The sequence below is a fragment of the Cyanobium sp. Cruz CV13-4-11 genome, from assembly GCF_024346055.1.
Classification (GTDB): Bacteria; Cyanobacteriota; Cyanobacteriia; order PCC-6307; family Cyanobiaceae; genus Cyanobium.
This window is the reverse complement of record NZ_JAGQCH010000005.1, coordinates 89,387-101,184: the sequence shown is the minus strand read 5'-3', so window position 1 is coordinate 101,184 and position 11,798 is coordinate 89,387. Positions and strand designations below refer to the sequence as shown.

10 protein-coding genes are annotated in these 11,798 nt (G+C 71.0%); 7 read left to right on the top strand and 3 right to left on the bottom strand.

All coding sequences use genetic code 11. The annotated features are described in order from the left end of the window. The first annotated feature begins 47 nt into the window (after positions 1 to 47). From hemH to KBZ12_RS05535, 7 genes are all read left to right on the top strand, one after another. Positions 48 to 1,223, top strand: a complete 1,176-nt coding sequence (gene hemH / locus KBZ12_RS05565; RefSeq protein WP_254956889.1) for a ferrochelatase — start codon at positions 48 to 50, stop codon at positions 1,221 to 1,223. Continuing rightward, positions 1,204 to 1,818, top strand: coding sequence for a M23 family metallopeptidase (locus tag KBZ12_RS05560; RefSeq protein ID WP_254956888.1), 615 nt, complete (start codon positions 1,204 to 1,206; stop codon positions 1,816 to 1,818). The genes hemH and KBZ12_RS05560 overlap by 20 nt, the downstream gene beginning before the upstream one ends. Before the next feature lie 233 nt (positions 1,819 to 2,051). Next, the gene (gene ilvB, locus KBZ12_RS05555; RefSeq protein WP_254956976.1) at positions 2,052 to 3,824 is read left to right on the top strand and encodes a biosynthetic-type acetolactate synthase large subunit; all 1,773 of its coding nucleotides are present in this window, start codon (positions 2,052 to 2,054) and stop codon (positions 3,822 to 3,824) included. Next, positions 3,806 to 4,162, top strand: coding sequence for a hypothetical protein (locus KBZ12_RS05550; protein ID WP_254956886.1), 357 nt, complete (start codon positions 3,806 to 3,808; stop codon positions 4,160 to 4,162). Before ilvB ends, KBZ12_RS05550 begins: the two co-directional genes overlap by 19 nt. Further along, positions 4,159 to 4,362 (top strand): GIVxVP protein, encoded by a 204-nt coding sequence (locus KBZ12_RS05545; protein ID WP_216909680.1) that lies wholly within the window; start codon positions 4,159 to 4,161, stop codon positions 4,360 to 4,362. The genes KBZ12_RS05550 and KBZ12_RS05545 overlap by 4 nt, the downstream gene beginning before the upstream one ends. 104 nt (positions 4,363 to 4,466) lie before the next feature. After that, positions 4,467 to 6,929 carry a phosphoenolpyruvate synthase gene (ppsA, locus tag KBZ12_RS05540; protein ID WP_254956884.1) on the top strand — a complete coding sequence of 821 codons (2,463 nt, stop codon included), beginning with the start codon at positions 4,467 to 4,469 and terminating at the stop codon, positions 6,927 to 6,929. A 208-nt stretch (positions 6,930 to 7,137) separates the two neighbouring features. Beyond that, positions 7,138 to 8,838, top strand: a complete 1,701-nt coding sequence (locus KBZ12_RS05535; RefSeq protein ID WP_254956883.1) for an NAD(P)/FAD-dependent oxidoreductase — start codon at positions 7,138 to 7,140, stop codon at positions 8,836 to 8,838. Here the strand turns inward: KBZ12_RS05535 and pgeF are convergent. Genes pgeF through KBZ12_RS05520 form a run of 3 tightly spaced genes read right to left on the bottom strand, consistent with a single transcriptional unit; the run spans position 8,780 to position 11,761 of the window. Further along, positions 8,780 to 9,613 (bottom strand): peptidoglycan editing factor PgeF, encoded by an 834-nt coding sequence (gene pgeF / locus KBZ12_RS05530; protein WP_254956882.1) that lies wholly within the window; start codon positions 9,611 to 9,613, stop codon positions 8,780 to 8,782. The two genes, KBZ12_RS05535 and pgeF, sit on opposite strands and share 59 nt — an antisense overlap. Then, positions 9,606 to 10,490, bottom strand: a complete 885-nt coding sequence (locus tag KBZ12_RS05525) for a Tab2/Atab2 family RNA-binding protein (RefSeq protein ID WP_254956880.1) — start codon at positions 10,488 to 10,490, stop codon at positions 9,606 to 9,608. The genes pgeF and KBZ12_RS05525 overlap by 8 nt, the downstream gene beginning before the upstream one ends. Continuing rightward, positions 10,487 to 11,761 carry a S1 RNA-binding domain-containing protein gene (locus KBZ12_RS05520; protein WP_254956879.1) on the bottom strand — a complete coding sequence of 425 codons (1,275 nt, stop codon included), beginning with the start codon at positions 11,759 to 11,761 and terminating at the stop codon, positions 10,487 to 10,489. The genes KBZ12_RS05525 and KBZ12_RS05520 overlap by 4 nt, the downstream gene beginning before the upstream one ends. Between the last annotated feature and the right edge of the window lie 37 nt (positions 11,762 to 11,798).

Below are 11,798 nucleotides of genomic sequence, written 5' to 3'. Positions count from 1 at the left end.
CCTGGCGGCGGTGGGCGGCGTTACGCTCATCGTTTCTGATAGGAAGCATGGCCAGGGTCGGCGTGCTGCTGCTGAACCTCGGCGGTCCGGAACGGATCGAGGATGTCGGGCCTTTCCTCTACAACCTGTTCTCGGATCCGGAGATCATCCGTCTGCCCACGCCGGCGCTGCAGAAACCCCTGGCCTGGCTGATCAGCACCCTGCGCAGCGGCAAATCAAAGGAGGCCTACCGCTCCATCGGCGGCGGTTCCCCCCTGCGGCGCATCACCGAGCAACAGGCCAGGGAGCTGCAGAGCCGCCTGCGACAGGAAGGGGTCGACGCCACCAGCTACGTGGCGATGCGCTACTGGCATCCCTTCACCGAATCGGCCGTGGGCGACATCAAGGCCGACGGTGTGGAGGAGGTGGTTGTGCTGCCCCTGTACCCGCATTTCTCGATCAGCACCAGCGGCTCCAGCTTCCGGGAACTGCAGCGGCTGCGCCAGGCCGACCCGGCCTTCCGGCGCCTGCCGATCCGCTGCATCCGCAGCTGGTACGACCATCCCGGCTACATCAATGCCATGGCCGGGCTGATTGCCCGGGAGGTCGGCGCCTCCGGCACGCCGGAAGCGGCCCACATTTTCTTCAGTGCCCACGGGGTGCCCAAGAGCTACGTGGAGGAGGCGGGAGACCCCTACCAGAAGGAGATCGAGGCCTGTGCCGTCCTGGTGATGCAGCGACTGGAGGAGTTGCTGGGCCATGCCAACCCCTCCACCCTGGCCTACCAGAGCCGGGTGGGACCGGTGGAATGGCTCAAGCCCTACACCGAGGATGCCCTGCGGGAGCTGGGCGAGCAGGGCGTCAAGGAGCTGGTGGTGGTGCCGATCAGCTTCGTGAGCGAGCACATCGAGACCCTCGAGGAGATCGACATCGAGTACAGGGAGATCGCCACCGAAGCCGGCATCACCCACTTCCGTCGGGTGCCCGCCCTCGACACCGATCCCACCTTCATCCAGGGCCTCGCCGACCTGGTGCACGAGGCCATGGCGGGCCCGGAGGTGAACCTCGACATGGCGGCCCAGCTGCCCAAGAAGGTGAAGCTCTACCCCCAGGACAAATGGGCCTGGGGCTGGAACACCAGCTCCGAGGTGTGGAATGGTCGCCTGGCGATGGTCGGATTTTCCGCTTTTCTGCTGGAATTGCTCACCGGTCAAGGCCCGCTTCATGCCCTCGGACTGCTCTGATCGCCCCCGGCGTCCCCGTCTGCGGGGCCGGTCGCTGGTGATCGCGGCGACCCTGGGCCTGAGCAGCCAGGGTCTGCCCGCCGAAGCCCGCAACGCCAGCCTCTGGGGCCGGGGTGCCTTTCCGGTGGCCAGCTTCGCGGGCTACACGAGCGGTTTCGGCATGCGCTCCCACCCCCTCAGCGGCGACGTCAGGCCCCACTACGGCATCGACATCGCCGCCCCCCTGGGGTCTCCGATCCGCAGCTGGTGGACGGGGACAGTGAGCGAGGTGATCGTCGACGGCGGCTGCGGCAACGGACTGGTGATCCGCTCGGGCAGCTATGAGCACATTTATTGCCACCTCAGTGGCCAGGCCGGCAACGGCGTCTACCGCAGCGGCAACGTGCTGCTGCGGGTGGGCCAGCGGGTGGCCACCGGCCAGGTGATCGCCCACGTCGGCCTGACGGGCAGCACCACCGGCCCGCACCTGCACTGGGGCATGCGCTACCGGGGCGCCTGGATGGACCCGGCCCGGGTGTTGCGGGCCATGGCGGAGAGCCGCCGCCAGCGCAACCCAATCACCCTGCAGCGACCTAACCTGGGTGTCTTCCGCTGATGGTGTCCAGACCGTTGCCCGGCGTCTTGCCTTCCGGGTGCTTCGGCCTTCCATCCTGACGACCCCGTTCCCCCTCGCCAGTCCCAGCCGCCGCCGTGACGCTCACGCCCCTTCCCCCCACCACAGCCGCCGCAGGGCCATCAGCCGCCGCAGGGCAGACAGCCGCCGTCTACGCCCCTGAGGAGGCCCTGGAGGCGTCGGCACCGATGCGGGTCAGCGGCGGCTACGCCCTCATGGATGCCCTGCACCGCCACGGGGTGAAGCACATCTTCGGCTACCCGGGTGGGGCGATCCTGCCCATCTACGACGAGCTCCACAAGGCCGAGTCCCGGGGCTGGCTGAAGCACATCCTGGTGCGCCACGAGCAGGGCGGCACCCACGCCGCCGACGCCTACGCCCGTGCCACCGGCAAGGTGGGCGTCTGCTTCGGCACCTCCGGCCCTGGCGCCACCAACCTGGTCACCGGCATCGCCACCGCCCAGATGGATTCGGTGCCGATGGTGGTCATCACCGGGCAGGTGCCCCGCGCCGCGATCGGCACCGATGCCTTCCAGGAAACCGACATCTTCGGCATCACCCTGCCGATCGTGAAGCACTCCTGGGTGGTGCGCGACCCGGCCGACATCGGCCGCATCGTGGCCGAAGCCTTCCTGATTGCCGCCAGCGGCCGGCCGGGGCCGGTGCTGATCGATGTGCCTAAAGATGTTGGTGCCGAGGAGTTCGACTACACCCCGGTGGCCCCGGGATCGGCGATCCCCTCGGGCTTCAAGCGTCCGCCGGCCCCCAGGCCGGAAGCCATCGAGGCTGCCCTGGCCCTGATCCGCCAGGCCCGGCGCCCCCTTCTGTACGTGGGGGGCGGTGCCATCGCCTCCGACGCCCATGGCGAAGTGCATCAGCTGGCGGAACGGTTCCGGTTGCCGGTCACCACCACCTTGATGGGCAAGGGGGCCTTCGACGAGAACCATCCCCTGGCGGTGGGCATGCTGGGCATGCACGGCACCGCCTACGCCAATTTCGCCGTCACCGAATGCGATCTGCTGATCGCCGTCGGTGCCCGCTTCGATGACCGCGTCACCGGCCGCCTCGACAGCTTCGCCCCCCGGGCCCAGGTGATCCACATCGACATCGATGCGGCCGAAGTCGGCAAGAACAGGGTGCCCGAGGTGCCGGTCGTCTCCGATGTCCGCCTGGCCCTTGAGGCCCTGCTGCAGGCCTCCGTCGGCGAAAGCTCCAACCGCCGCACCGATGCCTGGCTGGAGCGCATCGACACCTGGAAACACCACTACCCCCTGGTGATCCCCCAGCCCGCCGGCGAGATCGCCCCCCAGGAGGTGGTCATCGCCCTGCGGGAACTGGCCCCGGAGGCGTTCTTCACCACCGATGTGGGCCAGCACCAGATGTGGGCAGCCCAGTTCCTGCGCAACGGACCCCGTCGCTGGATCAGCAGTGCCGGCCTGGGCACCATGGGCTTCGGCATGCCCGCCGCCATGGGCGTCCAGACCGCCTTCCCCGACGAGCGGGTGATCTGCGTGGCCGGGGACGCCAGCATCCTGATGAATATCCAGGAACTGGGCACCCTCAGCCAGTACCAGCTGCCGGTGAAGGTGGTGGTGCTCAACAACGGGTGGCAGGGCATGGTGCGCCAGTGGCAGGAAAGCTTCTACGAGGAGCGCTACTCCAGCTCCGAGATGACCGGCGGCATGCCGGACTTCCCCGCCCTGGCGGAGGCCTTCGGGGTCAAGGGCATCGGCATCACCGACCGGGCCCAGCTGCACTCGGGCCTTGCCGAGGCCCTGGCCCACCCCGGTCCGGTGTTCGTCGACGTGCGCGTTCGGCGCAACGAGAACTGCTACCCGATGGTGCCCCCGGGAGCCAGCAACGCCCAGATGGTGGGTCTGCCCAGCCATCCCGAACTCGCCATCGACACGATCCGCCAATGCAATGCCTGCGGCAGCACCACGGCCAGCGCCCACCTCTTCTGTCCCAGTTGCGGCGCCAAACTCTGAGCCTGCTCGGGATCCTGCTGGCCCTGCTGCTCGCCTGGCCCGGCGCGGCGGCGGCGGCGGAGGTGTTCCAGGTGCGCAGCGGCACGTTGCTGCAGGTGGGGGATGGAAACCGCAGCTATGCCGTCGAGCTGGCCTGCATGGAACTGGTGGCGGAGCAGGAGCAGCAGGCGACCGCCTGGCTGCGGCAGGCCCTGCCCCGCCGCACCAAGGTGAATCTGCGCCCCATGGGCCAGCGGGATGGCACGCTGCTGGCCCAGGTGAGCCTGCTCTCCAGCGGCGCCGACATCGCCACCGGCCTGATCGAGGCCGGCCTGGCCACGGCGGAGGCCTGCCCATGAGCCTCAACCGCACCGCCAAGGGCATCGTGCTGGTGCCCACCCTGCTGCTCGGCGGGGCCTTCTTAGCCGCCGGCACCTGGATGGAGGGCCCGGCCGCCGCCAACCGCGGCCTGGCGCTCACCCTGGGGGGAATCCTGATGGGAGCCGGTCTGCTGGCCCAGCTGCTGCCCGAACCCGGCCCGCCCCCCTCCGACCCCTGAGTCCATGGGTGGTTGGCGGCCTGCCAGACCCCATGCGAGAACATCACAGCCTGCGGCCGGAAGGGGGTCGCGGCTCCAGATTTGGGACAGTCAGGGCGAAGGGGATGGGCAACTCCGATCAGCTCGTTGTGCCCCTGGCACAGGTCGGCCTGGAATCCATCGCCGAGGTGGGCGGCAAGAACGCCTCCCTCGGGGAGATGATCCAGCAGCTGGGGCCTGTGGGCGTCCAGGTGCCGGGGGGATTCGCCACCACGGCCGCCGCCTACCGCCTGTTCATCAGCGCCAACGGGCTCAGGCCCGCCCTTGCCGCCCTGCTCGACGGCCTCGACACCAACGACCTGGCGGCCCTGCAGGCGGCTGGCCAGGGGGCCCGGGCGCTGCTGGGTGGGGCGGAGCTGCCGCCGCCCCTGGCGGAGGCGATCGTGGCGGCCTACCGGGAGCTGGCCGCCGCGATGGCCTCCAGCGGCGTCCCCGCCGCCGTGGCGGTGCGCTCCAGTGCCACGGCCGAAGACCTGCCGGAGGCCAGCTTCGCCGGGCAGCAGGAGACCTACCTGCACGTGGAGGGGGAAGCGGCGCTGCTGGCGGCCTGCCGGCGCTGCTACGCCTCGCTGTTCACCAATCGGGCCATCGCCTACCGCCAGCAGCACGGCTTCGATCACCTGGAGGTGGCCCTCTCGATCGGGGTGCAGCGCATGGTGCGCTCCGATCTGGCCAGTTCCGGGGTGATGTTCAGCATCGACACCGAAACCGGCTTCCGCGACGCCGTGCTGCTGACCGCCGCCTACGGGCTGGGGGAGAACGTCGTGCAGGGGGCCGTGAACCCGGATGAGTGGCTGATCTTCAAGCCCACCTTGGAGCAGGGGTTCGCCCCGATCCTGAGCCGGCGGCTGGGGAGCAAGGCCCTGCGCATGGTCTATGCCGACCCCGGCGGCGGCGATGGCCGGGCGGTGCGCAATGAGGCCGTGTCCCCGGAGGACAGCCGGCGCTTCGCCCTCAGCGACGGGGAGGCGCTGACGCTGGCGCGCTGGGCCTGCGTGATCGAACGCCACTACGGCGAACGCCGCGGCGTGCCCACCCCGATGGACATCGAGTGGGCCAAGGACGGCCTCAGCGGCCAGCTGTTCATCCTCCAGGCCCGGCCGGAAACGGTGGAATCCCGCCGGGGCGGGGCGGTGCTGCGCAGCTGGCACCTGGAGCCGCACAGGGCCGAAGAGATCACCAGCGGCCGGGCCATCGGCGCCTCGGTGAGCAGTGGCCGGGCCCGGGTGATCAGCGATCCCGGCGAGATCGCCCGGTTCATGGACGGCGACCTGCTGGTCACCCGCCGCACCGACCCCGACTGGGAGCCGATCCTGCGCAAGGCAAGCGGTGTGGTCACCGACCAGGGGGGCCGCACCTGCCACGCGGCGATCATCGCCCGGGAGATGGGCCTGACGGCGATCGTCGGCACCGGCGACGGCACCAGCCGCATCGGCGACGGCGACAGCATCACCCTGAGCTGCTGCGAGGGTGATGTGGGCCACGTGTACCGGGGCGCCCTGCCCTTCCGGGTGGAGGAGCAGGCCATCGGCGACCTGCCCGCCACCCGCACCCGGATCCTGATCAACGTGGGCAACCCCGAGGAGGCCTTCCACCTGGCCTCGATCCCCTGCGACGGGGTGGGGCTGGCCCGGCTGGAGTTCATCATCGCCAACCACATCCGGGTGCACCCGATGGCGTTGCTGCAGCCCGAGCGGGTGACGGCGGCGGCCGACCGGGCGGCCATCGCCGAGCTGGTCGCGGGATACGACACCCCGTCCGACTACTACGTCGACCTGCTGAGCCAGGGCATGGCCCGGATCGCCGCCGCCTTCCATCCCCGGCCGGTGATCCTGCGCTTCTCCGACTTCAAGAGCAACGAGTACGCGCGTCTGCTGGGCGGATCGGCCTTCGAGCCGGCCGAGGAAAACCCGATGATCGGCTGGCGGGGGGCGTCCCGCTATTACGCCACGGCCTTCCGCGCCGCTTTCGCTTTGGAATGCCAGGCCCTGCGCCGGGTGCGGGAATCCATGGGGCTGCGCAACGTCATCCCGATGGTCCCCTTCTGCCGCACCCCCGAGGAGGGGGACCGGGTGCTGGAGGTCATGGCCGCCGAAGGGCTGGTGCGGGGGAAGGACGGCCTGGAGGTGTACGTGATGTGTGAACTGCCCAGCAACGTGATCGGCGCCGCGGCCTTCGCCGAGCGCTTCGACGGCTTCTCGATCGGCTCCAACGACCTCACCCAGCTGACCCTGGGGCTCGACCGGGACTCCGCCCTGGTGGCGGACCTGTTCGACGAGCGGCACCCCACGGTCAAGGAGATGATCCGCCTGGCCATCCGCACGGCCCGGCGCTGCGGCCGCAAGATCGGCATCTGCGGCCAGGCCCCCAGCGACTACCCCGATTTCGCCCGTTTCCTGGTGGAGGAGGGCATCGACTCCATCAGCCTCAACCCCGATGCGGTGGTGCCCACCCGCATCGCCATCGCCGCCATGGAGGCCGAAATGGACAGGGCCGCCTCAGCAGGACGCCTGACGCAGCCGGACTGAGGGGGCGCCCAAGGGTGGGGCCCAGAGGCGCCAGAGCAGCAGGGCGTGGGCGCTGCAGCGCACCACGCAGAGCGCCGCCAGACCCATGCAGAGGGGACAGTGAGCCAGACCCATCAGAACGCCGGCCCCAACCTCGATCAGCTTCCACCATGGCACCTCTTGCGGCGCCGTGCCCTAGAACGCCAGCAGACCCCTGCCTGCGCCGGCCGTGCTGCGCCTCAGCGAGCTGAAGTTGCCGCTTGATCACAGCGCCGCCGATCTGGAGGCGGCCATCACCCTGCGGCTGCGGCTGGCGCCCGGTGAACTGCGCCGCCACCAGCTGGTCAAACGCAGCGTCGATGCCCGGCGGCGGGGGGCGATCTCGCTGGTGTACTGCCTCGACCTTGAGCTCGAGGGAGGCGCCAGGCGCCGCCTGCTGCGCCGCTTCGCCGGCGACCCCCACCTGCGTCCCACCCCGGACAGCCGCTACCGGCCCGTGGCCCGGGCCGATGGGGCGAGCACGGCGATCCGCCCGGTGGTGGTGGGCGCCGGCCCCTGCGGCTACTTCGCCGCCCTGCTGCTGGCCCAGATGGGTTGGCGGCCCCTGTTGCTGGAGCGGGGCAAGGTGGTGAAGGAGCGCACGGCGGACACCTTCGGCTTCTGGCAGGGACGGCGCCGCTTCGATCCCGGCTCCAATGCCCAGTTCGGCGAGGGGGGCGCGGGCACCTTCTCCGACGGCAAGCTCTACAGCCAGGTGAGCGAGGACCCCACCTACATCCGCAAGGTGCTCGAAGAACTGGTGGAGGCCGGGGCCGATCCCGACATCCTCACCCTGCACCATCCCCACATCGGCACCTTCAAGCTGGCCACGGTGGTGCGGGGGCTGCGGGCCCGGATCGAGGCCCTGGGCGGTGAGGTCCGCTTCGGCCAGCACGTGGTCGCGCTGGTCCTGGAGGGCGGGTCCGACCGGCAGCTGGCCGGTGTGCGCCTGGCTGACGGCACGGCCATCCCCACCCGGCATCTCGTGCTGGCGCCGGGCCACAGCGCCCGCGACACCTTTCTGATGCTGCACGGGCTGGAGGTCGCCATGGAGCCGAAACCGTTCGCGGTCGGGGTGCGGATCGAGCATCCCCAGGCCCTGGTCGACCGGGCCCGCTGGGGGGAGGCCGCCGGCCATCCGCGCCTCGGCCCCGCCGAGTACAAGCTTGTGCACCACTGCAACGGCGAAGCCAACGCCGGCCGCAGCGTCTACAGCTTCTGCATGTGTCCCGGCGGCCTGGTGGTGGGCGCCACCTCGGAGGAGGGCTGCGTCGTCACCAACGGCATGAGCCAGCACTCCCGCCAGGAGCGCAATGCCAACAGCGGCCTGGTGGTGCCCGTGACCCAGGAGGATCTGGCGCCCTACGGCGCGCCGGGGGGGGAGGCCCTGGCTGGGATGGCCTTCCAGCGCCACTGGGAACAGCAGGCCTTCCGCGCCGGCGGCGGCGACTACCGGGCACCGGCCCAGTGGCTGGGGGACTTCCTGGCCGGTCGAGCCAGCCGGGAGCCACCCCCGGAGGCGGTGGAGGGGTCGTACCAACCCGGCCTGCGCTTCGGCAGCCTTGATGGCTGCCTGCCGGACTATGTGCTTGGGGCGATCCGGGAGGCCCTGCCTGTTTTCGCCCGCCGCATCCCCGGCTATGCGATGGAAGGCGCCCTGCTCACCGGCGTCGAGACCCGCACCTCCTCGCCCCTGCGCTTGCAGCGTCACCCGACGCGGCTGGAAAGCCTCAACACCCCGGGGCTGTTCCCCGCGGGGGAAGGGGGAGGCCACGCCGGTGGCATCCTCTCGGCGGCGATCGACGGCATCAAGGTGGCGGAGGCGGTGGCCCTCAGCCTCTGCGGGACACCCCTGCCTGGGACACCACCCCACTCCACTGCACGGCCTTGACCTGATCACGGCGCCAGGAATGGAACAGCAGCGGTTCGGCCGCCGTGCAGAGCGGGCAGAGGGCGATCCGCTCCGGCCCCAGCCCCAGCCGCTCCAGCTGCAGCGCCGTGGCCCGGCGGATGTCCAGCCGATCCCGGCCGGGTTCCGGATCCAGCAGCAAGGCACCGCAGCGTTGGAGATCCTCCAGGGCGCCATCCGGTGCCGGGTCAGGGGCCCCGGCGTCCAGGGAGGCTGCCACCTGCAGGGTGACGGAGCGCTCCACCTGGTAGCGGAGGCCGTCCACGGCCGGCCCGAGCGCCACCAGCAATTGCTCACGGCTGGCCCCGTCCGCCTCCAGCGCTTCGATCGCCGCCGGCACGATCCGCGCCGCGACGCCACGCCAGCCGGCGTGGCAGGCCGCCACCCGGCCGCCGGCGGGATCGACGATCAGCACCGGTGTGCAGTCGGCGCCGCACACCCAGAGGCTCTGGCCGCCGCCATCGCTGCACAGTCCATCGGCCTCCGGCCAGGGGGCCCCCTCGGCCTCCCCAGCAACCAGCACCGTGCCGCCATGCACCTGGCGGGTGCGGTGCACACTCACACCGGCACTGATCTCCCCGGCCAGCTCCTCCGGCTGACGGCCCTGCCACTGGCGGGTGAAGAAGCCATGTTCAAAGCCGGCCAGCAGGTCGCACTGGAGGTACTGGCCGCCGTAGGTGCCCACCCAGGTCCAGCCAGGCAGGTCGTTGAAGCCCGCATCGGGCCGCTCGAAAGGGGACTCGAGCGCCTCAGCCATCCGGCAGGTCCCGCAGCAGCCAGAAGCCTTCGAGGGCGGGCGCCTCCTCGCTCGCCTGGATGGCGATGAACTGCAGGCCGCCGGCCCGCTGCCGGGCTTCCGTCAGGGCCACACTGGCCAGCCGCGCTTCCTCCTCCGGCAGGCGGGCCAGGATCCAGCGGTCCTCAAGCCCGGCCTCCAGCACCAGCTGACTGGCGCAGACCTCCAGCCGCGCCGGCTCCAGGCCGGACAGCCAGCCGGCGATGGCCAGGGCCCGCCGGCGGCTGAACAGCCGGATCCCCGGCACGGGAGTGGTGGGATCCAGGCCCTCGGGCAGGGCCACCAGGCCGGGGAAGGCAATCTCCCAGCCGGCCGCTTCGGCCAGGGTGGCGGCGCTGAGCGTGGCCCAGCTCCAGCTGTCGCCCCGGGCCGCCTCCGGCAGGGGCAGTGCCACGGGTGCGATCGGTTGTGGCGGCGGGGCCAGGGGACCGGCCATGTAACCCGGCTCCTGGGGGTAGACAGTCGCCTGCCGCTCCTGCAGCCACTCCACCAGGCCGTAGCAGCGCCGGCTCGGCACCAGCTCCAGGCCAAGCCCTTCAGCGGCCCGCTGCACCATGGCGCGCATCGAGCCGCGCCAGCAGCGCAGCCGCCGCGGTGGGCCGTAGCCCTGGGCGGCGGCGTCCTGGATGGCCGCTTCGATGGCCCCCCGCAACCACTGGGAATTGACGCTGGCGGCCGGGCACGCCATCGACCAGCGGAAGGGGTCCGGCGCCGGCTGCAGCCCGGCCGTGGTGCAGATCAGCAGTTCCCAGCGCTTCTTGCCATCGGCCTCCAGGATCGGCCTGGAGTAATAGTCGAGTTCCCAGTCAGGGCCAGGCGCCTGCAACGCTCTGCTCATCCCGCGTCCTGTTCCTGCTGGCGCAGCAGCGACCGGGCCCGATGGGCCCGGTCCTCGGCCTCGGCCATCACCGTGTCCTTGGCGATCAGCAGCTCGCCGGCAGGCCCTTCCAGCAGGGCCGTGTTGAGGGCGATGCGGCCCCGGGCGGGGTCGATGGCGGTGATCAGGGCCTTGATGGGTTCCCCCTGCTGGAACGCCTCGCGCAGGTCGCGCAGGACGCCGCCGGTGATGCAGGAGTGGTGCAGCAGGCCGCTGACGCCGCCCAGATCGACGAAGTAGCCGTAGGGCTTGACCGACGCCACATGACCTTCCACCAGCTGCCCCACCTCCAGGGTGGCGAAGCGGGCGGCGGTGGCGGCCCGCTTCTCGGAAAGCACCAGCTTGCGGGTCTCGGCGTTGACCTCCAGAAAAGCGACCCCCAGGGTCTGGCCGACGAGGGCCTCATGGTTCTCACCGGCGTTCAGCTGGGAGCGGGGGATGAAGCCGCGCAGCCCCTCCAGATCGCAGGTGACGCCACCGCGGTTGAAACCACTCACCTTGACCTGCACCACCTTGCCCTCCTTCTCCAGCTGGCGCACCTTCTCCCAGCTGTGGCGCAGGGCGAGGGCGCGGGCGCTGATGGTCACCATGCCATCGGCGTTCTGCTCGCGGGTGACGAGCACCTCGATCGGCAAGCCCTTGGGGAAGCGCTCCTTGAGGTTGGTGATCACCCCGAGGCCGCACTCGCTCTTGGGCATGAAGCCGGGGGCCTTGCCGCCGATGTCCACATAGACGCCGTCGCTTTCCATGCCGATCACCACCCCCTTGACCACCTCACCGGTGGTGCCGACCGGAGCGTTCTCATCGAGGGCGGCGAGGAAGGCCTCCTCGTCGAAATCGAAGTCATCCACGGTGCGGGCCTGGCGGGACGCCGCCGCAGGGGAGGCGTCGGCGGCAGCGGCACCACGGGTGGCCGCACCGGCCGAACCGCCGCGGCGATCGGGCGCCGGGCCGAGCAAGTCGGCCATGGTGAGGCCCTCGAGGCCGTCCATGCTGAAGAGGTCCTCGTCCGCCGGGGCGGACGAGGGCGGCCGCACCGGCGGCGCGACCGGGCTCGACGCGGCAGGAGCGGAGGGGGCTTCGGCCACCACCTCCTCCTCCTTCTTGATCATCAACACCTGGGGGGGCTTGCGCAGCGGCGCCGGGGCCGACCCGGTAGGCCGCGCCGGCGGCATGGGGCGCTGGGCGGGGTTCCGGGGCTGACGCGGCGCGGGGTTGCCGATTCCTGCCATGGAGGTCCTCAGCGAAGCACGGGGCTCCACACTGTAC

What these genes read in the sequence shown, in the direction of transcription:
- KBZ12_RS05545 (WP_216909680.1), top strand. Translation starts at nt 4,159, where the DNA reads ATGAGCCTCAACCGCACCGCCAAGGGCATCGTGCTGGTGCCCACCCTG.
- ppsA (WP_254956884.1), top strand. Translation starts at nt 4,467, where the DNA reads ATGGGCAACTCCGATCAGCTCGTTGTGCCCCTGGCACAGGTCGGCCTG.
- KBZ12_RS05560 (WP_254956888.1), top strand. Translation starts at nt 1,204, where the DNA reads ATGCCCTCGGACTGCTCTGATCGCCCCCGGCGTCCCCGTCTGCGGGGC.
- KBZ12_RS05525 (WP_254956880.1), bottom strand. Translation starts at nt 10,490, where the DNA reads ATGAGCAGAGCGTTGCAGGCGCCTGGCCCTGACTGGGAACTCGACTAT.
- ilvB (WP_254956976.1), top strand. Translation starts at nt 2,052, where the DNA reads ATGGATGCCCTGCACCGCCACGGGGTGAAGCACATCTTCGGCTACCCG.
- pgeF (WP_254956882.1), bottom strand. Translation starts at nt 9,613, where the DNA reads ATGGCTGAGGCGCTCGAGTCCCCTTTCGAGCGGCCCGATGCGGGCTTC.
- hemH (WP_254956889.1), top strand. Translation starts at nt 48, where the DNA reads ATGGCCAGGGTCGGCGTGCTGCTGCTGAACCTCGGCGGTCCGGAACGG.
- KBZ12_RS05520 (WP_254956879.1), bottom strand. Translation starts at nt 11,761, where the DNA reads ATGGCAGGAATCGGCAACCCCGCGCCGCGTCAGCCCCGGAACCCCGCC.